We start from the raw sequence: 24,268 nt of genomic DNA on the forward strand, positions 1-24,268 counted from the left end.
GATTCGCGCGTGCTTAACGGCGCGGCGCGCAGCGTATGCGGCTTGCCTGGCCAATCGGATCGCAATCCCTTTATCCCGTAACGGCGGGAACCGGACCTTCCCTACTTGCGCCAATCGGCGGTTCAGGCGTCTGCTCCGGAGCGAACTTCGGCAGCCTGATTTCACGAAGACGCTCTCAATCTGCGGCGTCTTCTCCCTGTGCGAAAGCACTGCTTACTTTTCTCCATCGTCGCTTTGCTGCGTATATGGAAACATTAATCTTTATTATATGCAATCTGTTGCAGCGTTGCAACCGTTAAAGGTTCACGTATTCCTATGGCTTGCCGGCTTATCCGTCCACCAATTTCAGAATCCAGTCTTTGATGTCAACGGTTCGCAATGTTTTGGGCCGGGAATTCGTTCCGGTTACGATTAATGGAACAAGCGAATCCAGTTCATGCAGCGAACCGTGGGCCCCTCCGTTGATATGGGTAGGAGAGCTTTCGCCGACGATTTCATATCCCGGCTGCGCCGTGACGACAACGTATTTTCCTTCATGAGAATTCATGGAACCGTATAGTCTGGCAAGTACGTCGGGATACCTTCCATACTTGATCCGGTTGTTCGTTATTGAAATATCCAGGACGTCGAGGTCGCCCGACACCGTCCACGTTTGCCCATATTCATCCTCGTATTTTCCCCGGGGACGATAAACAAGCGTTTTGCCGCTTTTCCCTGCGGCGACAACAATATTTTTATCGTCTTTCATAGCGATGATATCGAGCTTTTCCTCGTTTTTCAAAAGCTTCGCGATGTCGGTTAGCTCCACCTTGGCATCTATCGAATAAACATAAGCCATCCGTTCGTTGGCGGCGATCGCAATTTGATCCCCGGTCCTTACAGGTTGATTCAATTTTGCTATACGGTACCGGTTCAAAAGCGGCCTTAAATCGACAGTGGCTGCGTCCCGATCATCATATACATAGCTTTGCCCGCTGTCTCCCATGACGATCCAAATGGCTTTTTTTGTGGCTTGATCCCATGAACCGAAAGCGCCCAGCACCTCCTGCAGCGCTCGATCGGCTTTTTCGATCCCTCTGAGCTCGGAAGGGCCTTTTCTATGGAGGACGTGATCATTACCGGGAAAATAAGTTATCGTGACCGTTGGAAGTTTATTTTGTTTAATAAGATAAGCGGTTTCCCGCGCGGAAAATTCGTCGTTCATCCCGTATTTTTTCCAGACTGCCGTATCCAGGATATGATTCGAATCTTGCTGCGCAAGCGCCGCATAGGATAACCGTTTCGGTCCTGTTACTTTGATTTGCTTCGGCAAATGCGTGCTGGCCGCCATCATCTGCGGCACATTCAAGGTATGCTCCGTTTTACCTCTGAATACCACGGCATTGATCGATGCGGAGTCCTTCCCTTTTTCAGCCAGCTCTTCGTGGATCGTCTTCGTTTTTTTGTTCAATTGAACTTGATTCAACTGATAGACGGCATCCATCAATACTTGCGGCTGATCGATCTTTAACGCTTCCTTGGCGCCATTGCCGTAAAAAATCATGCGTCCTTCTTTGCCGCTGTACCAGACGAGTCCAGGTACTTTATGCCGGTCTGCATACGCTCCCGTTAATATTGTGCTGTCTATCGTCACGGACATCGTGGGGAACGAACTGACGACCTGCGGATAATAGTTTCCATTATTGAGCAAAAACCGCAAAGCGGGAGCGCGTCCTTCTTGAATCGCCTTACGCAGAGGCTTGTCCATTATAGAATCAATGATAATAAAAATGACAGGTTTGCCATTTTGATTTGCATTGATACCGGATTTGGCATTCAGTTGATTGATCCGCCGTCCGGATTCCGCGTTGCAGCCGGCAACAAGCAAACCCGCGCATAAGATTAACGCGATGATCATTTTTCCTCTTGCTCGCATAGGATTAACCATCCCTTTTTAAAACCGGGTCGACTACGGTTGCTTTAACGGTAGTCGAACCGACGTCGATTCCGATGATGATATCGTCCGAAAGCTTTGCATTATTTTTCATCCTGATGCTCCTTTATCCAAAATCATATTTATATCCTTCGTATAGGTTAATCAATCCATACAAAACAGTTATTGGAGACGAATACTCGAGGAAGAATCCGGAAATCGGTTACTGGCGGGACATTATATTGAGTCGCCTTACGACAAATAAGCGGCTGGGCAGTCGGGCTGCCTAGCCGCTTGTTTGTCATTCATCGATTTTGCTTAGCTGTTCGCTATTCGATTGCAGAAATCATGAGTCGATCCTCATCATCATTTCTTCCAGCAGGCGGATGCGGGCGAACGAAGCCCTCAGGAGGCCGATGCCGATCTCCGGGTAGAGCCGGATTAGACGGGATACGTTCTCGCCCACGAGCTTCAGCACTTTGACGTCCCCGAGCAGCGATTGGGCCGTAACCGTCGATGCGGTACCGTCAAGCGCCGACGTGACGCCGCATACTTCGCCGCTGCCGAGCACGCCGATCGTTCCTTCCCAGCCCGCCGCGGAGACGCTCGTCAGCTCAACGTTGCCTTCAATGATGACGTACATCGCCTGATGCGGCTCTCCCCGTTTCAGCAGCGGTTCCCCGTCCAGGCATACGCGCTCCTCCGCGATGCCGGCGATTAATCCGAGCTCCTCGAGCGACAAGTCGGCGAAATAAGGAACCTGCCTCAGGAACACAACCTTGTTCAGCCTGCTCATCATTTGCTGTTCGTTCGACACGCTCTCGTCCTCCTCCGTTAAAGCCGCGGCCGCAATCTCCCGCCACCAGTCGTCGCTTCCTTGCAGGGCAAGCCGAAGCGACGAACGCGCTTCCTCGTCGTCGCCGGCAGGCTTCCGTTCCTCGCCCCGCTCGAGAGCGGCAAGCAGCTGCTGCGACAGGCGGCGCTCGCCCATCCCTTCCGCCAGCACCTCCCACGCGTTGCCGCGAATTTCCTCGTCGTCGTCCGCCGCGGCCCGCTTCACCGAATCGGCGACCTGCTCGTCGGCCAGCCTCGCCAATATCGACCAAGCGCCGTCGAATACGAAATCGCGGACCTCGCGCCATCGAAGCATCGCCAGCTTGGACAGCTCCTCATGGCCGAGCCGGCTCAAGGAACCGGAATACGCCGACGCCGCATCAAGCGCCTGAAGCCGCCGGAGCGCCGATTCCGCAAGGACGGTCCTTGCCCGCTCTTCCGGGAGCAGGGCGGACAGCGCGGTCACGATGGACGTCCAGCTTTTTGGCGGCGCCTCTTCCAGATGGTCCGTCAGCGGCGCGATCGCCCCCTCGCCGATTTGAATGAAGCTTTCCGTCGCCGTCCGCAGCATTTCCTGATCCATCGTCGGCAGCCGCCGCAGCAGCTTCGGAACGATCGCCGCATGCCCGAGCCGGCCAAGGCACGCGGTCGCCGCTACCCGGGCGGCCGCATGCGCTTCGTCGACCAGCTTCTCCACCTTCGGGACGAACGCCGTCAGCTTCAGCTCGGCCACGACGCGGCATATATGAACGGACGATTCGCCGCCTTCGTCCAAAATCCGGTCGATCGCCTCCGCGCATGCCTCGCGGCTCGGCGCATGGTCGAACGAGTACATCGCCTTGACCGCTTCCGCCACGACGCTCGGATGCCGGTCAAGCAGCTTCTGCCGAAGGAAGTAGAAGGCCTGATGCTCCATATGCTTCATTCGGGCGATTTGCCTGACTCCCTCGGCACGCATCTCGTCGTCGGGATCCTCGAGGAAGGCGGCTACCTTAACCAACGCCTGCAAATCCGCCTTCTCGAGATTCATTGCCCTGACGGCGGCGACCCGGATGCGCGGTTTCGGATCGTCGATCAGCGCCAGCAGCTCCGGCACGTCCTGCGGATTTTGCAGGCGGCCGACGATTTGCAGCGCAATCTCGCGCGCGGAGTCGAGCGGATGCTTCAGCATCCGTCGGATTTCCGCCATCGCCGCCTCGTTCCGGCCGATCTCGTCGAACTGCTCGGCGAGGTCGAAGGCGCCGCTCGCCTGCACGCTGCCGACCAGCTCCCGCATGTAGTAACGTCTGCCGAGCCAGGCCAGGACGAGCAGCACGGCCGCCCCGGCCAGACCGACGACGGACAGCAGCGTCCAGGACAGGCCGAAGCCCGAGTGAAGAAATTGCAGGCCGGCCCCGATCAGGATGCCCGCGGAAGCGGCGATTCCCTGCGCCGCGTAACGGTAGCTGTCGCGCTGCGCCAGCGGCAGCGTCTTGAAGAACAGCTGATAGGACGGCTCGGCGGAATAATAGAGCAGCAAATAGAGCAGCATGTAGCCGATCGAGATGACCGGAAGGGCGGCTGCTCCCCCTACGAATAGAACGGCGCCGGCGAACGAGACGACGTACACGCCGGCGATGGCGGTCAGCATCTGGCTTGCACCGAGCCGCGCCATCAGCTTGCCCGATACGGTCTGCAGCAGGAAGGCGAGCACGAACAGCACCATCGTAATCATGCCGAAAAACCGGCTGAACGACTGCTCGTCCGGGAACGAGGTCTTCGTCACGTTCAAAAACTCGTATTCCATCAAAAAATAGAGCGCGGGCATGAGCGTCATCAACAAAATGACGGTAAGCAGAAACGGGGAGCGCAGCGCATGCCCGAACACCGCCGCCGTCGAGACCTGCTCCTCTTCCGCCGCGCTCTCCTCCAGCTTCAGCGACATCGGCACCAAATACCGGGCGATCACCTTCCGGTAGTTTCCCCAGGCGATCAGCAGCAGCGCCCCTCCCGCCGCGTAAACGACGGCCGGGCCGAACGCGAGGCTGATGAGCTGGGCGAGCAGGCCGGCCGCCACGCCGCCGAGCGTAGCCGAGCCGACGAATACCGGCATAAGCCGCTTCGCCTGCTGCGTCGGGCATAGATCGATCGCCAGGCTCCACAGCAGGATCGTCTGCTGCCGAACGACGAAGTTCGAGGCGACGAACAATACCGGGTAATACCATCGCAGCTCGATTCCGAAGCTTTGCAGCCCGAGCAGAATAAGCGCGTTCGCTACGACGATGCCGAGCAGCAGCGCATACAGGACGCGCATCAGCCTCGGCTTCGGAAGCTTGGCCGAGAGCCAGGAGAGCAGCCATGCCTCGAGCGGCAGGATGATCGCCTCGGCCGCGTAGACGTAAGGCAAATATTCGCTTCCGAACCGCTGGTTGAACAGCGTCATGAAGCCGTTGTAATTCAGCATTTCGGCAATGCCGCAAATAAAAAAAACAGGCGCCATCAGCAGCAGCTTTCGCTGGTCCTCTGGACGGGCGCCGACGGCACGCAACATGGTTTCGATCTTCATTTCTTCGTTAAACCAGCTTTCGGTAGTAGATTAACCGGTCTTCCCCTTTGTAATAATAGTCCGGGCAGCGGCCGACGAGCGCGAACCCGTTCCGCTCGAACAGCTGCCTGATGCGGGAATATTCGGGCAGATCGCATGTATACGTGATGATATAGCGGGCCCCCGCCGCCTGCATATGCAGGAACATCTGCTCGATCAGCGACGCCGCGACGCCACTTTTGCGATAATGCCGGTGCACGACGATGTAATCCCAGCTGAAGCCGCCCGTCTGCTGTTCGTTCTCGGCGACGCAGTTGATGCCGACGACCTGTCCGCTTGCATCCTCCGCATACCAGAATAGCAGCTCGCCCTTCAGCGCCCGGTAGGGGAGCTCGCGAAAGTGAACGAGCTCGCCCGGCGTGTAGCGGGTGTCGTCGAACGAATGGTCCGATAATAAAAATGCGACGATGCGTTCCGCTTCCTCCGCCGTGGATACCTGATTGATCCGGAATTGCTGGGCCAGCATGCCAGCCGCCTCCTTCTCGAAGTGATAGTTGTGGCCTATACGGCGAGCGTGCCGTTCCAGCCTTCGGCAGCGCCTTTCTGGTAATATTCGTCGCATAAATAGAAATAGAGCTTGGCCGCTTTATCGAATCGGTTGACCTTGATCACTTCAATGAATGTCTCCCTCGCGTCGAAGAAGCGTCCTTCCTGGCAGAGCTCGATCCCTTTCTCGAACAGCGCCTTCGTGCGGTCCTTCAGCTGGCGCGCGGGTTCCGGATCGCCTTCATAGACGTCGACGAGCTCGATCGGCTCGTCCTTGCCGTCGATGCGGACGCGGCCGAGCATCCGGAAGCGGAATCGCTCCGGCGAACGCAGCTGGTCGAAGTAGGTGCGGGTGACGAGAATCGACGCGCCCATCGTATCGGACATGCGTTCGAGGGTAGCCGTCATATTGACGTCGTCGGAGATGACGTTGCCCTCCATCCGCTGCTCCTCGCCGACGATGCCGAGCATGAGCGGCCCTTTGTGAATCGCCATGCCGAGATCGACCGGCGCGAGGCCGGACGCCGCAAGGCTCTCGTTATACTGGACGAGCTCCCTGCGAATGGCGACGGCCGCCCGCAGCGCGTCCTCGTTGCGCGCGGGGAACAGCGCCATGAAGCCCGCTCCCATATATTTGCTGATCAGCCCTTCCTCCGTGCGGACGTAGGGGCTGAACCGCTTCAGGAAGCCGTTCATGAAGTCGAAGTTCTGCTTCGGCGACAGCTGCTTCGACAGCTGGTGGAACGAGCGGATGTTCGCCACCATGACGGCCATGTTCTGCTGAACCTGATCCCCGAGGTGGATATCCGTAATGCCCTTCTTGCCCAAGTATTTAAAAAATTGCTGCGGCACGAACCGGTGGGAAGCTTCGCTGAACGACGTAATGTCCTTGATGTACGTACGGATATGAAGCGCCATCCGGTTGAACTGCTCGCCGAGGTCCCCCACTTCGTCCTGCGAGCGGATGTCGACCTTCACGTCCCAGTTCCCGTTTGCCATCTCCATGACGCTCCTGCGCAGCTTCCGCAACGACGAGAGCAGGTAATAGGTAACGGCGAGCACGAGAACGATCAGTCCGATGCTGATGATGCCGATGTTCCGCATGATGCTCTTGTAAATCGTTCTGTTCGATTCGTAGAGTACGTTCAGGTCGCGGCCCGTCTCGTATATGCCGACGACCGCGCCGGACGAATCATAGACGGGGCCGATCGCGTACATCCATTTGCCGGTGGCGTCCTCCCATAGGTTGGTCTGGATCTCCCCCTTCTCGAGAACGAGCAGGTTCTCCTCGCTAACCGGAAAAGGCTTGTACATATTGACGCCGTCGTCGTCGTCCATAAGGATGAACAGCTCGCCGTTCTCGTATTTGTACAGCGTGCTGTACAGCCCTTTGCGGTTCGCGTCGTCCTCGCTTTCGAACAGGGCGTTTATTTTGCCGTAAATAGCCTCGTAATCCTCGTTCCGGTAATCGTCCGGCGACAACAGGCGCTTCAGCCGGTCGCCGTCGATGAGGTTCTCGCCGTTGCGCGCCAGCAGCGACAACTGCCGCAGCATGTCCTCTTCCATCCGGCTCGAGAAGCTGTCGTAGATGAAGTTGGATAACAGGAACATCGCAAGGATCAATAGCGGCACGATCGCGAACACTTGCTTGAAAAAGAGCGAGACTCTCCGCTTCAGCACATGCACATAGACAAGCCGCAGCACCGCGATCGCAATGACGAGCAGCGCGGCCGCGGCAATCCAGGCCAGCCAGCCGGCTACGGAGGAGCTGCGGTCGTACGCGAGCTTCGTCAGGACGCCGTCTCCGGATGGATCCGCTCCGAAGGCGACGATCCGATCGTCAAGCGCAACGATCATTCTGTCGTCCGCGCCCAGTGTCAAATCCATTATTTCCAGGCTTTCGGCATCCTTCGCCCGCTCCTTCAAGGAAGCTTCGTCGATTTCCGTCCGCAGGCCGCTCGAATCCGCCGCCGTCATGCTGACGACCGAATTGACGAGACGGTCAATAAAATACAAACGGCCGTCCGCGCCGAGCTGAAGACCTTCGGGGAAGTTTTTGCGGGTGCGCTCCATCCCTACCAGCGGATACGCCATCGCGCTCGAGCCGTCCGCGCCGACGCGGAACACCGCTCCCCGCTTCGTCGAGTAATAGATGCCTCCCGGCTCGTATCCGACAATTTCCGACAAATACCGGTCGGCAGGCAATTGGAAGCTCAGCATCTCCTCCGGCTCGCCGTCCTGCGGGGCAATCCGGTACAGCCGAACTTCCGTCTCTTGATTGATGTAGAAATAAACGCTGCCGCCCGCCGCTTGAAGCCCTTTGATCAGGCCGACGCGCTTGTTCGTGCCGTTGCCCTTGAACGCGTACAGCACCGTTTCTTCCGAACCGTCCGCCGGATAACGGACGATCCGCTCCTCCTGCACGTAGAGGCCGTAACCGTCCAGAATCGTGTCCAGCGCATAGACCGAGCCGTCGTCCCCTACCGCAATGTCGGTAAAATCATGCCTCGCCCCGCTCGCGGCCTCCTGGACGATCACTTCTTCAATGGCGCCTTCCCCGCTTATCCGCACGATCTCCTGGCGGGAATCGCCGATCGCGATCAAGCCGCCGTCCGGCCCCGCCGCCGCTTTGGACAAATACGAGAGCGGCCTGTCCTTCGCGTAAGGAAGCACCTCAAGACGGCCGGCGTTCGGATACAGCCATAGACCGGTGCCGATCGCGATTACGAGCAGCAGCGCAATACCCCATAAGGACCTTCGCATGTTCACCATCGCTTTCTAAATGCTAAAATCTACTATTTCCATAGTACTACATGTTAAGCCGTTTGACACCCCTCAAGCTTGTAGAATCCGATCAAATCTTAGCGAATTCGCCATGTTTTTGTTGATGGCGATTTGGCCATATAGTACTATGAATATAGTAAAAAATAGGAGGGGCCGATGATGCGCGCCCGCTCTTCGAAAGGATCTCTATGGGACAACTCGTATGCGGCGGAGCCATGCTGCAATGCTCCTTCGGCGCCGCCCCGGGCACGCTGGTCGTACTGCCCGAGAAGCGCGTCGTGAACGCAATGCCGGCCGCCACTATTATGGACAACAAACCGATGGTCAACATTATGCCTTTCGGCATGTGCAGCTCGCTGGCGAATCCGACGGTCGCCTCGGCTACGGCGGCGGCTTTCGGCGCGCTTACCCCGATGCCCTGCGTGCCCGTCACAGCCGCGCCGTGGGCGCCCGGGTCGCCGACCGTGCTGATCGGCAACATGCCGGCGCTGAACCATTCATCCAAATGCATGTGTAACTGGGGAGGCGTCATTCAGGTCGTGAATCCGGGCCAAATGACGATACAGGTGCCGTAACGATGATCGAACAACTATTGAAGCCGATTTTCAAGCCGATCCAGCGCATCATTCTGCGCCCGCTCAAGCAGGCCAAGACGCTGCCGAAGCGGCTGCTCGCCGCCTTGCGCAAGTGGCTCGTCAGCGCCATATTCGGTCCGCTCCGCTCGCTTAACAACTATTTGCGGATCGGAAGCTACTATATCGCCAAGAAGCTGATCGCCTTGATCGTCGTCCTAACGCTGATCATCGTTTATTTCGGCTTCATCAGCCCGCCGGCCTTCGTGAACAAGTGGTTCGGCCGGACGCCGCAGCTGGAAGCCTCCGCCGCGGCAGCCTCCGGCTTCACGGGGACGGCGGCCGTGAAGGACGCGGACGGCAAGCTGTTGTACGAAGGGCCGCTGGCGGGCGGCCTGTACGAAGGCGCAGGGAGGCTCTATTACCCCGGCGGCACGCTGCGCTACAGAGGCGACTTCGCGAAGGGCATGATGGCGGGTACGGGCGAGCATTACGCCGAGGACGGAAGTCTTCTCTATCGCGGCGAGTTCATGGACGACCGCTATGCCGGCGCGGGTGCGCTGTTCTACCCGGACGGAACGCCGAAGTACGAAGGGCAGTTCGCCGGGGGGATGTACGAAGGCGCAGGGACGGCATACAAGGAAGACGGCAGTCTCGTCTACGCCGGCAATTTCGTGAAGGGAGCCTATAGCGGCGACGGCAAGCTGTACGGCGAGAGCGGAAAGCTTCTATACGAGGGACAGTTCAACAACGGCGTCTACGAGGGCGCGGGCAAGCAGTTCGACGGCGGCGGCGCCCTGCTTTATGAGGGCAATTATTTGGCGGGCAAGCTTTCCGGAGCGGGCAAGGAGTACTTCCCTTCGGGCTTCGTCAAATACGACGGCGCCTTCCTGCTCGGCGGCTATCACGGCACGGGGAACCTGTACAACGAAATGGGGACGCTCGTCTACGCAGGCTCCTTCGCGAACGGCCTGCAGAACGGCGCCGGGCAAGCGTTCAATGCGGCGGGCGGCGTCGTCTACGACGGCAAGTTCGTGAACGGCAAATACGAGGGCGTCGGCTCGCTCTTCGACGCGGACGGTGCGCCGCTGTACAAAGGCTTCTTCCGGGCCGGCTCCTTGTACGCGGAAGGCTTCATGAACCTCTCGCTGGCGAAGCTGCAGGAGACGCTGGGCGAGCCGGACGCGCCGCCTCCGGCTGCCGAAGAGGAGAAAGCGTCGGCGGCCGAAGACGCAACGACCGGCGAGGACGCGGCGACCGGCGAGGACGCGGCAGACGAGGAAGCGGGGACGCCTTCCGGCGTCGCAAATCCGGAAAGGCAGGCCGGGCAACCGTCCGGCGACGCAGCGGCGTTGCCGGCCCCGCAGGAGAGCGCCGGCAACGCCGACGGCGAAGTGCGGACTTTATCCGCCGGTGCGGAGGATGTGGCCGACGGAGCGGAGGCGGTTACGCCGGACGACGGGGCCGCCGCGGCCGATTCCCCTGCAGGGGATGGCACTGGCGAAGACGTGCTTTCCGAGACGGACGGTACTGCGGGAGAGGCTCTGCCTCAGACGCTTACGTTCGGCGCGATGCAGATGTCGTTCATGCTCGAGCCCGACCCCGACAACCCGGAAGCCTTCTACGTGCGCAAGCTGACGACGTGGAACGCCGCCGTAATGGAGCAGTCCTATGCCAGACTGCTGGCCGCCAAGACGGCTTCAACGAAGGAAACGCTCGAGAACGGCCGGACAAGCGTGCGGTTCAAATCGGGCAATGCGCTTCTAACGTTTCTTATGAACAAGGACAAGCCTGTCAGGCTCGAGATGGACTATATCGTACCGAAGCAGTAAGCAGGCATAAGGATAGAAGGAGCTGTCCCAAGTCATCGCTAGATGACGGAGGAACGCTCTTTTTCCATTTTTCAAACAAGCTAAACGCAAAGCCTTCGATAGGCAGGCTTTGCTATATCGATGTGGTAGCCGAAAAGAAAGCCTGCTTAAGTGCAGGCATTTCAGCACGTGAGCCCCCTTTTGTGCGTACTAAGCGAAAAAAGATGCACATTCGCAGCCATTTGCTTCGCTGCTCGCATGAAGCGGCCGGAAGCCTGCACATATACAGGCATCTGCATAAGAGGCACTGCCCGGAGGCAAATCACGCGATGGCTTGGTGTGCGAGACGCACAGCCCGATAATGAAAAATGGTGATGCAAGGATAACTCCTTAGCGTCACTATTTTTCTGTTGCACAAATTACATTCCGGCCGCCGAACAACCCTGTCGCGGTTCAAAATGCGACATGGGCACTAAAGCAGCATTTTCTCTCTTCAATTGCGATCTCGACCAGCCTCGCTACGCTCTCAGCAAGCTTCTTCCCATCAGCCATATGTACAGGCCCGTTGCCCATAAAATCAGCGCGGAGTCTAATCCGACAATGGACATATAGGCAATGATTTCATGTCCGGACACCGTCACCTTTTCGGGAAAAACAAGCCAAGTCGCGATCGCCACCACGCAAAGGAGCGCGCCCGTCAGATGGTACATCCTCACGTTGAACAGGGGAGCTAGCGGAAAAAAATGAATGCCTACAATTAGGGCGATTATTATCGGGATGAGGTCCGTTCGGTCGATGGCGTCGCAGACGGCTATCGCAACGGCAATCGCCGCGCCCTCCGCCGCGAAAATAAGGTTAAACCGCAATCTCGTAGATTTCCCGAGCCTTGGATCCGACGTCGCTGCCGCATCCGGCAGCGCGCGCGACGCGCGAACCAGTCCGACGCCCCCGATAATGAGCGCGGCGCCGGGGACTTGCCCTGTTGGTTGTGTCATTATGATGAAACTCCTTCCGGTTTCAAAAATAGCCCCCTCTCCATTCACAGACGCAGAGAAGAAGAAATGGTTGCGGGGGCCGGCAGGCAGACAGCGGAAAAGCAGCTTTGCCGTTCGCAAAGCTGCTCATGAGCCGCGTCTCTATTCTCACTACTTGTCCTGCTCGGAAGCGGCCGCCTCGGCAAGCGCCGACTCCAGCCGGTCGTCCTCCATGGCCGAGGCACCCGCTTTCGCCGCGCCAAGGCTCTTGAAGGCCCACCAGCGGACGGCAATGACAGAAGCAGTCGTCTCGGTCTCCCCTTGCAGCTTCATCCCGATCCGGAACGTACCCTTCTCCGGGTAAACGAGCGTGCCGAGCGACACGTTCGGAATGTCCGGTTCGTGCTCCGTTCCTTTGAATACGTCGCTTTGGCCGTAGTACACCTTTTTCTTGGCCGCGTCCTTCTCTAGGGAGAGAGAATGGTCGATTTCCTCCAGGCCGACCACGACCGTAACCTGCCCTTCGCCGAGCCCGTGCCGGATTTCGTCCGATACGTAATTTTTTTTGCCGCGGGAGAAGAAGAAGCCCCCGGTTTTGCCGATCGATTCGAGCGCGACTTCCATCGTGCCCGTCGCGATTTCGTCGTACAGATGCTGCGGACGCGGAATGCCGAGATCGAATCCGAATTCGTTGCGGTCGGGATGGTACTGCACGTCGAGCGTCGGCTTGGCGTCGAATTCCAGATCATAAGTCCGCGCAGTGGCGTAGAACCGGTTAAGGGCGGCGGAACGGCCCGACTGCCCGAGCCGTTGAAGAAGCGCCGTGCTCTCGATATATTCGCCGAATGGCACGCGGTCCACTTTCTCGATCATGTACGTCGGCCCCATTTGGAGCAAGCCGATCTTCGCCAGGCAGATGCTTTGGTCGGACGAGCCGTCTACCGCCTGCTCGAGGCTGCGTTCATGCCAGTCCTTCAAAATCCGGTCCGTAACCGGCTCCTCCAGCACTTCGACGACATGCTTCGCGTTCGTGTCGAGCGGGATGACGGCATCGCCGATCGTCAGCTTCGCCGCGCGGTTCGGCACGGCAAGCTCCGCCATGCCCCCGGCCGCCTGCGGCGCTTTGACGTGGTAGCTGACCGTATATTCGGTCTCCTGCGCGTTCCCGGGCTCCGCGAACGTCACCTTGTTCTTGTCGCTGCCGAGCGGCGCGAATCCTTGCGCTTCATAATCGAACTGCAGGGCGATCCGCGGCGTTTGCAGCGTCTTCTCTACGACAAGCTTCACTTCGACGACTTCGCCCGCGTTGACGTACTTCGGCATGCGCTGCGTAATCCGCACGTTCGCATCCTCGTAGATCGTCGCGACGTTCTCGAGCAATTGCACGAATTCGAACGATGCCGGCGCCGGAGCTTCTTCCACGATGAACAGACGGTACGATTCCAGCACCCGGTTATACTCGCTTACCTCATCGTTGCGAATGCTCGAGTTGCCGACGGAATGTACGGGCTCCTTCCCCTTTTCGTCGTACGCGACGCATAGGTATACGTTCTTTTTGTATTCGTTGTTCATGAAGCCTTCGATCATCGACAGCTTGAGCGTGACCGGGGAAGGGATGACGATTTCGCGTCCGATGTAATCGATCGCAACGCCCATTTCCACGGAAATCGTCTTGTCGTCGACCGCTACGACCTGCATCCCCGACAGTACGCCGCTGCCGTACAGCAGACGGTTCAGCAGCCTTCTTTTGTCGTTGAAATATTTCTGCTCCGATTCGAAATCGCGCACCGTCAGCAGCTTCCCGTAAAAATAACGGTTTCTCTCGAACGGATACAGCCTCGATTTTTTCACCTGTACCACTCCTTCGCGTTCCATCTGTTATTCCAGCTCGGAATCCATTTCCAGCCGGGTATGAACATCCATGCGCTTCTCCATCCCGACATCGACGATCAGCGTGTCGTTGGGCATCGAGCTGTCCGGATTCAGCTTCAGCAGCGACGGCTCGGTAAGCACCGTGTTGATGCCCAGGTACGTGTGCAGATCGAGGTATATCCAAGGCTGCAGCAGGACAAGCTTCGCTTCCGTGAAAGCCGGCTTCTGTTCGTCCAGAAGCTGCTCGATCACGACCCGCTGCTTCTCGGTCGGAGCCTGCTCCGGCCTCAGCAGAACCGTAAAGGTATACGGATCGCCGCCGTATAGCCGATCGGACAGCTCCCGCAGCTCCGCGTGGTCCCGCATCGCCTTCGTCTGAAAATGCTCGACGATGAGGGGCGTTATGCCGGTGTAAATTTCGATCGTTTTCATCAAGCCTTGGCGCGTTCCGCGGTAGCGGTACAGCTCCGGCGCCGCTTGGATGAACGCACGAACCTGCTCGTCCGTCCAATAATCGTCGGTTTCCAGACCGACCCAGGCGGCAAGCCAGCGCAAATGCTCGCCGGTTGCCCGCCGAGGGTCGATGTACCGGGACAAATCCGCTATTTCATCCTCGATTCCGTTAAACAGCGTGCCGAATAATGACAGGAAACGCTCAAGAAAATCACGGCTGGCCGGGTCTTCCTGATAGACGGCCGGCAAATAGGACAAGTAGGTTTCCCTCGGGAAATAGATGCGCATCGACTGCAAAAGCGGCGTATAGCGCTCCGTTGCGATCCATTCGATCTTCAGCCATAAATATCTTCCTGTGGCGCCGAAGAACAAGGCGTCCTCCGGATTGATCACCGGCGCGGACCAACGGCTTGCAAGGCCGGCCGCCTTCTCCCGGTAAGGGATGTGCGGGTCCGCAAGCCAGTCGTCGACCTTCCGGTAAACGCCGCCTAGGAAGAGGCTGTCCTCATTCAGGCTGAAGTAGGAGACTCGCAGCTGCGTGCCGTCGGGCACGAACGCGTCCAGCGTCATTTTGTGCCAAACCGTGTCCGCTTCCGTGCTGTCGTACGCGCTCGAGAACCAGACGCCCTCGGGTACGCCGGTCTCCTTCATCGGCAGCGTCTGCGGCTGCAGGCCCAGTATCGTGACGACGCCTTCTTCGCCGTCCAGTATGTACATCCGGTCCTTCTCGTCGACCAGCAGCTGGTCGGCCTTGCCGCGGAAGCCCGTCACGCGGCCGGCGATTTCGCCTGCGGCATTCATCTGCACGATGAACCGGTCATCCTCGCTCACTTGATCAAGCTGGCGCGAATCGCCCGCGTAAAGCTTGCCCTCGCCGTCCGCGCACAAGCCCGCGTACGGCAGGGACGGCAAGTCGCGCTTGAAGCCCATTCGGCCGTCCGCACCGAAGCCGAACAGCCTGGCGTATAGCGTATCGAAGACGTAAAGTCCGCCCGAAATCGCGGCCGTCATGAAATACGTCCGGGTCAAATGCCGCAGCTTCGCCCGCGCATGCTGGCCGAAGCCGGGATCGCTCCATACGCCGGTCAAGGCGCCTCCGTGCGTAAATTGGATAATGCCGAGCTTCGCTCCCTCCCGCACCGCAGCTTCGCCGCCCCCCGTATCCAACTCGAGCGGCGTAAGGACGTAGACGTATCGCGTGTCCGCCGCGATCGCGAGCGGATGGAGCGGCATGCCGTCCGCTTCGCCGCCCGTCCGCGACCAGAGCGTCTGGCCGTTGCCGGTATGGTACGCGGCCAAGGTCCGCTCGCCCTCGCGGTCGGCGACGAATAAGAGCTCTCCCGAAGCGGCCAGCCTCGCGTCAGACGTGAAAAGTCCGTGCCCCTGCGCAAACAGGCGCTTGTGGTCCGCGTTCCTCCGGTCGTAAATCCACAAGTCTGCCCTCTCGTCCAGCAAATACAGATGCTCATGCCGCGAAACGGCAATCTCCATGACCGGCGCGGTGCCGGCCAGCTCGCGCAGCGGCAGCGTGCCGGCGATTCCGTACTTGTTGTCGCGAAGGACGCCGCAGCCCGCAAGCTCCGTCCCGACGTTGTAGCCGGTGCCGCGCCCCCAGTCCTCCTCGCGGTTAATCGAGAAAAAAAGGTTCTGTCCCCTCATGCCGTCCCTCCTTTGCTGCCGGTTCGCCGCATGCTACAGATGCGTGCGGCTGATGAGCCGAATATCGTGCTGCCCCGAGAAGACGAGGCCGTGAGGCGGCAGCATGATGTCGCCGCCGGCGCTCTTCTTGACGTTGGGACCTTCCGCGTCGAGCCATAAATCCTGTACGTAGACGACTCCGCTTCCTTCGCTGAGCGCGCTGTAGATGTCGCCCTTGTATACGCTGCGGCCGAACGTCCAGCCCTTGGCGCCGTGCTCGCCGTCGAGCGGCCTCAGCAGCCGCCGCAGCAGCTCGGCCAGGCGCGGCCCTTCGTCCACGAACGCCGGCTCGACGACGACGACCGCGTTAACCGTCACTTTGACGTAGACGGGCGGGATAACGTGAATTTCCGTCGTTACGAGGCGCCTCGCGTCGAGATGGCGCCTCACCGTTTGCAGAAATCCGGGGCTCGGCGCCGGCGTATCGCTTAAGCTGTGCGGAACGACGACGACCGATACTTGGCCCTCCGCCTTGTCCCGCGGATAGTCGGCGAGCCCCGGCCTGAAGAGCGGAATCGCGTGCACCCGCGCCACGGCCGCGCCCGGCGTCTCCTTCGCGATCGCTTCGTAATCCTCGCTCGTGACGGCCCGGAACCTGTGCGCCAGCTCGGCCTGCGCCCGTCGCAGCGTCTCCTGCAGCGTCTCGGCGTCCGCGCCGCCCGCGGCGTATTCGGGATTGTCCGCCGTCAGCCGCAGCGCCCGCTGCCTGTCGTTCACCCATTCCGAAATCAGTCCAGGCTTCACGTTGCCTCTTCCGCCGCCTCCCAGCACGCAGCCGATCAGCATAATGTTCGCCTCCGGCCAGGCCGGGGGGACGGCTCCTCGCTCGCCGTTGCCGAAGAAGAGCAGCCGCTTGGCCGGATCGTAGACGAAATGGCGGTCGCCCGGTCCCGAGCGGTCGAAGTCGTCGACCCGGGTCCAGTCCTCCCATTGCAGACCGCCGTCCGCCGCCTCCACGCCGACCTGCAGGCGAAGCGCGTCGCTCTTCCTGCAGGGCAGATGGAACAGCTCGAACCGCTGGCCCGGCAGCCCGTCGCTGCGTCCGACCAAGCGATGCGGCTCGAAGCCGTCCGTCCCGGCAATAATCCGTACGTTCCGTCCCGCGGGCGGAATCGCCCCGATTCTGCCGTCGCCGAACCGGACGGTCGCCTCGCCCTTCGCTTCATCGATAGCGAGCTCGTAGACGTCCCGCGGAGGAGAGCTCTCCTCCTCCATCTTCCCGTCCGGCGAATCCGCTTGCCGCCAGAACCGCCAAGCCCCGTCCGCATTCCGCACTTGGACGCTTACCCGGCCGTACAGGGCCAAATACGTACCGATTCGCACCGATTCGTTCGGCTCGCCCTTGACGGTATACTCAACGGCTTCGCATAACGTATCCTGCTGCTTCGCGCCCGCGGTATGAAGCAGAATGCGCTTGATCCTCGGCGGCAGCTCGTAGCCCGCTTCTTCCACCGTGCAGCATATCCAATACCGCGGATGCTCGTTTGCCGGGTGAACGGTAACCGGTCGCAACGGCGCTTTCACACGGAACGCAAGCTTGCCGCTGAGTGTCAAATGAATCGTCTCGTCAACCAGTAGTTCGACCGGCATCCAGCCCGGGGAGCCCGTCGCCTCGTCCCAGCAATAAGCTTTCCAGGAGAGCCGGGCCGACGGGGATACGGCCGCGCGGTCGATGTCCGTCATCCGTCCGGCCGACTCGCCCGAACGCCCCTCCTCCAGCAGCTTAATCGCGATCGTGACCGTCTCGTCCGGGCGCAGCTCGCGGTCAAAGGACAGATACAGCCTCGAGGCCGGCCTCGCCTCTTTGCCGAAGGCATAAAAAGCGACGTTCGCGTGCTCGTTCGACGACGTGACGTCGTTGGCCTCCCGCTCCGTGCGGGTTACGATCCTCTCCAGCGTCAAGGGCTGCAGGGAGATCGACGCATCCGTCTCGAACACCTGGTCCTCCGCCATTAGCTTCGTGCCCCGCGGCAGCGTGACCGGGTTCGCTACGTTGCCGAACCGGACGACGGCTTCCGCCGAGCGCGCGTCCGCCGGCTCGATCCCGAGCAGCTCGAGAAATTTGCGGCGGTTCCGGTCGGGCACGCGGCCGATGTAATAACGCTGCATCTCCGTGAGCCATGCGAACAGCTCGATGAACGTTATGCCCGGGTCATGCGCGTTCTCGTCCGTCCATTCCGGAACGCGCTTCGGGATGAGCCTTCTGGATTGCTGGACGATCTCCGCATAGGTACGGTCGTCGAGCGGCAGCCTGGGCAGCATACGCGGTCTCCTTTCCAAAATCAATGATAATCGGTCTTTACTTCGGCGCCTCGACGACCGTGATCGAATGGCTTCCGTTCACGACGATGCCGTGGATCGCCTCGCCCATGCGGGCCGGATCCCATTCGGAGCGGACGCCGTTTTCGACCTTCACGACATGCAGGTACAATCGTTCGATATAGAGCAGCGAACGGACGCCGTGGAGGTGCGAATGAAGCACCGAAGCATGCAGCGCTTCGCCGATGTTCCAGCCTCTCCCGTCCGCGTTGCCCGTAAGAGGATGCAAGAAAGCGTTCAGCTTCGCGAGGCATGCCATCTCGACCGGAAACAGGTCGTCCGCCGAACCGGCCGCCACCGTCGCATGGACGGATATTTCCAAATACGCCGGCTCGATGACGCCGATGGCGCCGCCGAGCGCCGTGAGATTAGGCGCCGAACGCAGCAGCGCGCGCTCGACCGCTCGCCGCAGCTCCGGGAACTGGGCCGCGCTGGCAAGCCCTCCAGCCGGATAAGCGACAATCGTCACGCAGCCGGGAGCCCGCTCGAGAAGCGCATTGCGGTTGCTCAGGCACTTCACCTTCGCCATTTGCGGATACGCTTCGCGCGCGATCCATTCCGCGTCCTTCGCCGTCACGGCTCTGCCGCGGTGCTTCAAACGCTGCGGTCCGCGCGCCAGCACCTGCTCGATCCGCTCCGTATCGCCGCCGCCGACCGACGGCGCCGGATTGCTCACGCCGCTGACGAAGGCATACGGCACGATCATGCCCGTTATTTGGCCGGCCTCCACTTGGCCGCCCGCGCCCGCCGTCGTCTTAAAGCTGACGCGCACCGTCTCCGCGGTTTCGGCCGAAGGCAGCTTGCCCCGTACGCCATCGCCGAACTGCAGCGTGCCGCCGGCATGATCCGGGCAGTAATGGCGGTCGACGGGACCCGATTCCGCAAGCGAGCTTACCGCCTCCCAGCGAACCCAGAACCGCTGGTCGTTGCCGTCTCCGTCCTTCTGAAGCTTATAGCGGTCGGGATCGGCATCCGCCAGGACGTTCCGATCCCCAGGCGGGACGCCGTCGATTTCGTCGACCCACACCTCTTCCTCGATGAAGGCCGAAGGAGACAACGGAACGAACCCGTTAGGCGGAATGGTCAGCTCCTTCTCCAGACTGACCTGCTGCCTGACGGACACGGCGTTCAAATGCATGCCTGCGGCTACCGGATTGCGAGGATAGGCGTCGCCAAGACTGCCGTCCCGATTGACCGCACGTATCCAGTACCTCTCGCGCCCGAACAACCGGACCTGCGCCATCGACGAAGGCCCGACCCATTGCAGCTCGCCGTTGATCGTGAAGGAATCCGTCGTATCGGCCGCCTTCAGGGGCTGCCACGTCAATCTCCCGCCTTCCCGGCAGAGCGCCTCCCATTCAATCCAAGGCGGCTGCGCGCGGGCGGCGAAACGTCTCTCCAGCTCGATATGCAGCCGGATCGGCCCTTTGCTCGGCGACGATAGGAAGGAAGCGTATAGCGACGGATGACTTGCCGGAATCGGCTCGAACAGTGGAAAGGCGTTCTCGCCTTGCCGTGCGGAATCGGTCCGGTCGGAATCGTCGGCGTTGCTTCTCGCGTAGACATGCTCCGGCATGAACAGCTTCTGCGACGGATGCGCGTACGAGAGGGAAGGCTTCGCAAGCCACGGGGACATATATTCCACGACCGGCGCGAGAATCGGATCCGTCTGAAGCACGCGCGCGCGCACCCAGAAATCGGGCGCCCCATTCACGTACGTTTGGGCCATGTTCTCCGGGCACTCGAATTCGAGCGTGAACGATTTCGCTTCATGCTCCGGAAGCTCGGCGAACAGGTCCGCGTAAGGCTCGCTGCCGGGCAGCCTCGCCCAATTGCTCCCGTCCCAATATTCCCAAATGACGCTTCGGATGCGGACCCTCGGAGGATCCTTCTCCTCAAACTCGGACGTGCGCATGACCATCTTCCACTTGATTTCCGGATCCGGCGCCATCCGAAGCCGGTTGGCCACCGCTTTCGCCGAGAAGGTCAGCTTGATTCTGGCTTCGCGCTTCGTGAACGCTTCCTCACAGGACAAATAAAAGACGGAATAAGGAACGAAATGCTCGCCGAAAGGGTAGAAGCCTTCGGTCAGCAGCTCCGTATCGTTGAAATGCAATGCGCCCGGCGGAATGCCCGCTTCGTCGCCGCCGGCGTCGTGCGCCGCCCGAATGCGCAGCTTGTCCATCTTCAGATGCTTGGATAGCAGCGGCGAAGCCTGGTCGTCCAGCTGCTTCGCGGTACACCGGATCCACCGTCCGGCAATCCCTTGATGCTCCGTAATCTCCAGCTTTCCTATCGCGCTTTTATGGAGAACGATCATGTTGCCGGCCGCCGTGACCGCGTCGAACTTCACCCAATCGCCGTTCATCGGATAGCTCCACTCGACCCATTCCGAGGCGAGGGATGCGGCGAGCTCAGGCTCCGTATATCTTTTTTCCGCATGATAGACATGGAGGTAGAAGCGGCTCGGCCTCTCCGCCAGAAACAGCTCGTCGTGCCGGATGAAGAGCGCGTGCTCCTGCTCGTTCGGAAGCGAGGCCGTGTCGAACAGGCTTACCGGCTCCGCGAGGCTGCCGGCCAGCCTCTCCCCGTAATTCGCGGCGGCAGTCGCGATGCGGTCCTTACCGGGGTGCACGTTAATCCACTCCATCAGCCTCGCGGGCGTCGCAAGCAGCGCCTTCTCAGTCTCGAATACGAGCGGCTCGCCGCCGGCCGGGTTCGGCGCGGTCAGCGCGGTCCCCGCCGGCAAATAGACCGGATCCGTCGCGCCTTCGCTAAGCCGGAAGACGACGGAAGCGCGCGCGGGACTCGGCGGCTGCAGCTTCACCTGGATGAGATCGAGGAACGAGAGAAAATGGTTCAGCGGCGCTTGATTAAGCCGCTCTACCGTGTCCTCGAGCATCTCGGCGGCCAAATAGGCGAGCCCCGTCCCCGCGTCCGGATCGTCAGGCGAGAACCGCCATTCCGGCGTGTAATGCGGCGCCATCTCCTTCAATCGAGCTATGAAAGAGGCCAGATTATGATGATTGATTTTTGGCGGACGGTTGTCACCGCCTCTGCTTCCCCCGTGGTTCATCTCGTCGTTCGCTCCCGTTATTTCGTGCCTTCCTCCAGATAGAAGGGAAAGACCTGATTGAATAAATTGTTCGTCGACCGGACGGCGTACGTTACGCTCATGAGCACGCGGCCGTTATTCAGCCGATCGGGCTTCACCTCGACGTCGACGTCCTTGACGCGAGGCTCCCAGACGCGGATCGCTTCCTTCACGTCGCTGGCGATAAGCCGCAGCGACGTTTCGTCGGTCGTGCCGAACACGAAGTCCCGCAAGCCGCAGCCGAAGTCGGGGCGCATGAGACGCTCGCCCTTCGAGGTGCGGATGATGATCCGGATCGATTCCTCGATGTCCTCCTCGCCTTCCGCCATCCGGATGCGGCCGGTCGTCGCGTCGACCTGCACCGGAAACTTCCACCCTTTGCCCAAAAATGAAGCCGCCATCCCCGCTGCTCCTTCCGTTGCTAGTTGATTTTGACCATTGAGCCTTTCAGCGACAACACGCCGTTCGCCTTGACCTCCAGCATGCCGTTCGATTGCAGCGTAAGCGAGGCGTCCGCCTCGACCTTCACCTGGGCTCCCTTCACCGTCACCGATTTCGTGCCCGTGAGCTTGACGTCGCCCTGCGCGGTCATCTCGAGCGTGGACGTGCCGGCCTTCGCGGTAACCTTCTTGCCGGTTTCGTCCAGCTTCAGCGATTGCTGCTTGTCCTGCGTTTCCAGCGTGATCGTCTTCCCTTGGTCGTCGAGCTTGATCGTATGCCCTTTGGTCGTTTTAATGGTAATCGAACCGGCGTTGTCGGCGTCGTCGAAGGTGATCTCATGGCCGGACCTTGTTTTGATTTTGCGGATATCGTTTTTTTCGTGCGGCGCGGGAGGTTTTTTCTTCTTGCTCCACAAGGAACCGATCATGATCGGCTGGTCGAGCCTGCCCATGAGGAACGCGATCAGCACCTCGTCGCCGACCTCGGGCAGGAACAGGGAGCCCATGTCGTTGCCGCCCATCAGCGTCGCGACGCGGATCCAATCCGTCTGCAGCTCGCCTTCGCGCAGCGGGAACTTCACCTTCACGCGGCCGAGCTTCTCGGGATCCTTGTTGTCGGTAACGATCGCGTTCCATACGCCCGACAACTGCTCGGACTGCATGGAGCGCTCATGCCGGTCGAAAAAACCGCCATGCAGCCTGTTCATATCGCGTTCCCCTCCGTCTCGAAATAAGTCGTATAGCCGTCCTCGGCGTCAAGTCTGTGGACGATCTTCGTCAACCGCATCAGTTGATCCAGGTTGTCGCTGCCGAGGCCCTCGATCTTGATCAATTCGCCGGGTTTGAACTCCGGCATCCCGATCGACATCCCGCTGCCCGCTACGAGCTCCCGCGACAGCCGCTCCAGCATCGCCTTGGCGAGCGCCGTCGCCTCGTCCACCGAAGCGGCTTGGGTGTAGACGATCTCGACCTTCTTCGAAGAGAGCTGGCTCGCCACGCTCGGGCCGCTTTTCGGCCTGCTGCCGATAATGGTCACGGAGCTTGCGACATGCTCGACGGCTTCCATCTTATCGACGTCGTAGCCGCGCACCTTCACCTGCGACGCCTGGCTCGAGCCGTCCACCTGCAGCGTGAACCGCATCAGGCTTTGCCCGTATTTGAGCGAAATGAGGGGGTCGCCCGACGTCTTGGGCTTCTTGAAATAAAGCTTGGAGCCTTCCACGTAGAAAAGCCGGTCGTTGTCGATCGCCAGCGAGCGGATAAAATGATAATCGCTGATCCCGATTTGCTCGATCGTCTTCTTGGTGACGGTCGTATCGTCGATCTCGGCCGACAGTCCGTAATCGCCCGCGATTTGCCTGACCACGTCGGTATCCTTCATCTGGTTCCAAACCTTGGAATGCGACGACTTCATGAGAAGGAAAGAACGGTCCATGGCCGTCACGACGATCGTCGGGCTTCCGTCCGACGGGAAGTCGACCGTGTAGCCGGTGATGATGCCGTCGAACACCTGCGTTTTTTTGTCCGCGTAGCCGAGCTTGACCTGCAGCTTCTTGCCTACGGCAATCGTCGAGCCGATCCACTGCATACGGGACTCGCTCCAGACGTACCCGTTCGAGACGGCAAAGCGGGCGATGTCGGCCTGCGCGTCCGTCGACAGCTCGACGTCGACCCATTCGACGGCCATGTTCGCCTGTCTCGCGATTTGGCCTTCGATGACGATGTCGGCCTCCGGCGCCTTAAAGCCGTCGTACTTTTGCTCCAAGCTTGAAAAGGAGTTCCCGGGTGCCATGTATTCACTCCAGTCTCGGAATCGTCAGAGACGAGCCGGCCGTCAGCATGCGAGGGTTATCGATGCCGTTCGCTTCGGCGATATGTCGCCACGCGCCCGGGTCCTCGTATTCGTGGGCCGCGATCGACCAAAGCTGGTCGCCCTGCTTCACCGTCTTCTGCTTCGTGCGGTCGGCGGATTGCCGCGGGATCTCCTGGTACTGCTCCTTCATCGTCTGCGAGCTGAGCATCGTAACGGTGAGGGAGGCGCGGACCGGTACTCCCGTCTCCAGGAACATCGTGTATTTTTGCGATATATTGGTGATGACCCCCTTGAAATCAAGCGAGCCCCAAATAAATTTGCAGGTAGGCGGCGTATGCAGGTCCGAATCGACGTCGAGCATGCCGACGATCTTTGAAGTATGCGTCCGTACGTCAACGCCCGCCTCATACGTGTCGAAAAACAGGTTGAGCGTCAGCTTCGTCTGGTCGCCTCCCGTATATTGGGAGAGCGGCGTCTGCAAGCCCGGAACCTCTTTCTCCGAATATTGATTGCCGGAATCCAGCTCGTACTCCGTCGGGTTGAACAGCACATCGATCTTCTCGGTTTCGCTGCTTCTGAAAATCCAAAATTGCGCTTTGCTGAGTGCCATCCGCCACTTCCT

At 60.0% G+C, this 24,268-nt stretch carries 15 protein-coding genes; 2 read left to right on the forward strand and 13 right to left on the reverse strand.

Annotated elements, in window-relative coordinates; all coding sequences use genetic code 11:
* Positions 1-328: 328 nt before the first annotated feature.
* From IDH41_RS03215 to IDH41_RS03230, 4 genes are all read right to left on the reverse strand, one after another.
* The gene (locus tag IDH41_RS03215) at positions 329-1,915 is read right to left on the reverse strand and encodes an alkaline phosphatase family protein (RefSeq protein ID WP_190858248.1); all 1,587 of its coding nucleotides are present in this window, start codon (positions 1,913-1,915) and stop codon (positions 329-331) included.
* Between the two features lie 343 nt (positions 1,916-2,258).
* On the reverse strand, positions 2,259-5,276 hold the full coding sequence (locus IDH41_RS03220; protein WP_190858250.1) for an Npt1/Npt2 family nucleotide transporter: 3,018 nt from the start codon (positions 5,274-5,276) through the stop codon (positions 2,259-2,261).
* A gap of 22 nt (positions 5,277-5,298) precedes the next feature.
* The gene (locus tag IDH41_RS03225; RefSeq protein WP_190858251.1) at positions 5,299-5,796 is read right to left on the reverse strand and encodes a GNAT family N-acetyltransferase; all 498 of its coding nucleotides are present in this window, start codon (positions 5,794-5,796) and stop codon (positions 5,299-5,301) included.
* A 35-nt stretch (positions 5,797-5,831) separates the two neighbouring features.
* Positions 5,832-8,579, reverse strand: a complete 2,748-nt coding sequence (locus IDH41_RS03230; protein WP_190858253.1) for an adenylate/guanylate cyclase domain-containing protein — start codon at positions 8,577-8,579, stop codon at positions 5,832-5,834.
* 209 nt (positions 8,580-8,788) lie between these two features.
* Between IDH41_RS03230 and IDH41_RS03235 the strand changes: the two genes are divergently transcribed.
* Both IDH41_RS03235 and IDH41_RS03240 read left to right on the forward strand, forming a co-directional pair.
* Entirely contained in the window at positions 8,789-9,175 is a 387-nt protein-coding gene (locus tag IDH41_RS03235) for a DUF4280 domain-containing protein (protein WP_190858254.1), read from the forward strand.
* A 2-nt stretch (positions 9,176-9,177) separates the two neighbouring features.
* The gene (locus IDH41_RS03240) at positions 9,178-11,004 is read left to right on the forward strand and encodes a hypothetical protein (RefSeq protein WP_190858255.1); all 1,827 of its coding nucleotides are present in this window, start codon (positions 9,178-9,180) and stop codon (positions 11,002-11,004) included.
* Between the two features lie 497 nt (positions 11,005-11,501).
* On the opposite strand, the gene IDH41_RS03245 is transcribed toward IDH41_RS03240, so the two are convergent.
* The 9 genes from IDH41_RS03245 to IDH41_RS03285 all read right to left on the reverse strand — a co-directional run bounded on the left by IDH41_RS03245 (position 11,502) and on the right by IDH41_RS03285 (position 24,256).
* A complete protein-coding gene (locus IDH41_RS03245) occupies positions 11,502-11,978 on the reverse strand; it encodes a DUF7010 family protein (RefSeq protein ID WP_190858257.1) in 477 nt (158 codons plus the stop codon).
* A gap of 150 nt (positions 11,979-12,128) precedes the next feature.
* Positions 12,129-13,808 carry a hypothetical protein gene (locus IDH41_RS03250; RefSeq protein ID WP_190858258.1) on the reverse strand — a complete coding sequence of 560 codons (1,680 nt, stop codon included), beginning with the start codon at positions 13,806-13,808 and terminating at the stop codon, positions 12,129-12,131.
* Positions 13,809-13,835: 27 nt separating this feature from the next.
* Positions 13,836-15,941 carry a phage tail protein gene (locus tag IDH41_RS03255; RefSeq protein WP_190858259.1) on the reverse strand — a complete coding sequence of 702 codons (2,106 nt, stop codon included), beginning with the start codon at positions 15,939-15,941 and terminating at the stop codon, positions 13,836-13,838.
* A gap of 33 nt (positions 15,942-15,974) precedes the next feature.
* Complete coding sequence (locus IDH41_RS03260) at positions 15,975-18,242, reverse strand: putative baseplate assembly protein (RefSeq protein WP_190858260.1); 2,268 nt, start codon at positions 18,240-18,242, stop codon at positions 15,975-15,977.
* A gap of 37 nt (positions 18,243-18,279) precedes the next feature.
* Positions 18,280-21,375: a baseplate J/gp47 family protein gene (locus IDH41_RS03265; protein ID WP_190858261.1), complete on the reverse strand. Its 3,096-nt coding sequence runs from the start codon at positions 21,373-21,375 to the stop codon at positions 18,280-18,282.
* A gap of 17 nt (positions 21,376-21,392) precedes the next feature.
* A complete protein-coding gene (locus tag IDH41_RS03270; RefSeq protein WP_190858262.1) occupies positions 21,393-21,794 on the reverse strand; it encodes a GPW/gp25 family protein in 402 nt (133 codons plus the stop codon).
* 20 nt (positions 21,795-21,814) lie between these two features.
* Entirely contained in the window at positions 21,815-22,540 is a 726-nt protein-coding gene (locus IDH41_RS03275) for a phage baseplate assembly protein V (RefSeq protein WP_223829406.1), read from the reverse strand.
* Positions 22,537-23,625 (reverse strand): phage late control D family protein, encoded by a 1,089-nt coding sequence (locus IDH41_RS03280; protein ID WP_190858263.1) that lies wholly within the window; start codon positions 23,623-23,625, stop codon positions 22,537-22,539. The genes IDH41_RS03275 and IDH41_RS03280 overlap by 4 nt, the downstream gene beginning before the upstream one ends.
* Before the next feature lie 4 nt (positions 23,626-23,629).
* Positions 23,630-24,256 carry a CIS tube protein gene (locus IDH41_RS03285; protein ID WP_190858264.1) on the reverse strand — a complete coding sequence of 209 codons (627 nt, stop codon included), beginning with the start codon at positions 24,254-24,256 and terminating at the stop codon, positions 23,630-23,632.
* Positions 24,257-24,268: the final 12 nt, after the last annotated feature.

The sequence above is a fragment of the Paenibacillus arenilitoris genome, from assembly GCF_014705655.1.
GTDB classification, from domain to species: Bacteria; Bacillota; Bacilli; order Paenibacillales; family Paenibacillaceae; genus Pristimantibacillus; species Pristimantibacillus arenilitoris.

What these genes read in the sequence shown, in the direction of transcription:
- IDH41_RS03215 (WP_190858248.1), bottom strand. Translation starts at nt 1,915, where the DNA reads ATGCGAGCAAGAGGAAAAATGATCATCGCGTTAATCTTATGCGCGGGT.
- IDH41_RS03220 (WP_190858250.1), bottom strand. Translation starts at nt 5,276, where the DNA reads ATGTTGCGTGCCGTCGGCGCCCGTCCAGAGGACCAGCGAAAGCTGCTG.
- IDH41_RS03225 (WP_190858251.1), bottom strand. Translation starts at nt 5,796, where the DNA reads ATGCTGGCCCAGCAATTCCGGATCAATCAGGTATCCACGGCGGAGGAA.
- IDH41_RS03230 (WP_190858253.1), bottom strand. Translation starts at nt 8,579, where the DNA reads ATGCGAAGGTCCTTATGGGGTATTGCGCTGCTGCTCGTAATCGCGATC.
- IDH41_RS03235 (WP_190858254.1), top strand. Translation starts at nt 8,789, where the DNA reads ATGGGACAACTCGTATGCGGCGGAGCCATGCTGCAATGCTCCTTCGGC.
- IDH41_RS03240 (WP_190858255.1), top strand. Translation starts at nt 9,178, where the DNA reads ATGATCGAACAACTATTGAAGCCGATTTTCAAGCCGATCCAGCGCATC.
- IDH41_RS03245 (WP_190858257.1), bottom strand. Translation starts at nt 11,978, where the DNA reads ATGACACAACCAACAGGGCAAGTCCCCGGCGCCGCGCTCATTATCGGG.
- IDH41_RS03255 (WP_190858259.1), bottom strand. Translation starts at nt 15,941, where the DNA reads ATGAGGGGACAGAACCTTTTTTTCTCGATTAACCGCGAGGAGGACTGG.
- IDH41_RS03260 (WP_190858260.1), bottom strand. Translation starts at nt 18,242, where the DNA reads ATGCTGCCCAGGCTGCCGCTCGACGACCGTACCTATGCGGAGATCGTC.
- IDH41_RS03265 (WP_190858261.1), bottom strand. Translation starts at nt 21,375, where the DNA reads ATGAACCACGGGGGAAGCAGAGGCGGTGACAACCGTCCGCCAAAAATC.
- IDH41_RS03270 (WP_190858262.1), bottom strand. Translation starts at nt 21,794, where the DNA reads ATGGCGGCTTCATTTTTGGGCAAAGGGTGGAAGTTTCCGGTGCAGGTC.
- IDH41_RS03275 (WP_223829406.1), bottom strand. Translation starts at nt 22,540, where the DNA reads ATGAACAGGCTGCATGGCGGTTTTTTCGACCGGCATGAGCGCTCCATG.
- IDH41_RS03280 (WP_190858263.1), bottom strand. Translation starts at nt 23,625, where the DNA reads ATGGCACCCGGGAACTCCTTTTCAAGCTTGGAGCAAAAGTACGACGGC.
- IDH41_RS03285 (WP_190858264.1), bottom strand. Translation starts at nt 24,256, where the DNA reads ATGGCACTCAGCAAAGCGCAATTTTGGATTTTCAGAAGCAGCGAAACC.